The 288-nt window shown below is 39.2% G+C and carries 1 protein-coding gene; it reads left to right on the forward strand.

Going from position 1 to position 288, the window contains the following annotated elements; all coding sequences use genetic code 11:
- On the forward strand, positions 1–264 hold a 264-nt coding region (locus ACTHSP_RS23660; RefSeq protein WP_440347193.1), incomplete at its 5' end, for a hypothetical protein.
- Between the last annotated feature and the right edge of the window lie 24 nt (positions 265–288).

Raw genomic sequence — 288 nt, forward strand, 5'->3', positions numbered from 1 at the left:
TGTGATTCCAGTTGTCGTGGGTTCGAGCCCCATCAGCCACCCCAGATGAAAGCCTGCATATTGTATGCAGGCTTTTTTCCGTTTATACCCGAATTTTACTTCAGATTTAATTGGGTTTCAAAAAAGTATTTATCAAACCGTTTCATCATGGTAGCGGCAAAAATGGCGTTTGCTGTGTTATCAAATATCAATGAATACGCAATCAAGCCCAAATATTGTACCGTTCGGTATCTTTTTATGGCGTTTCGCCGTTATCCTTTATAATACCCCGATTATTTTCTGTTTCAT

This window comes from Neisseria sp. P0001.S005, from assembly GCF_051963715.1.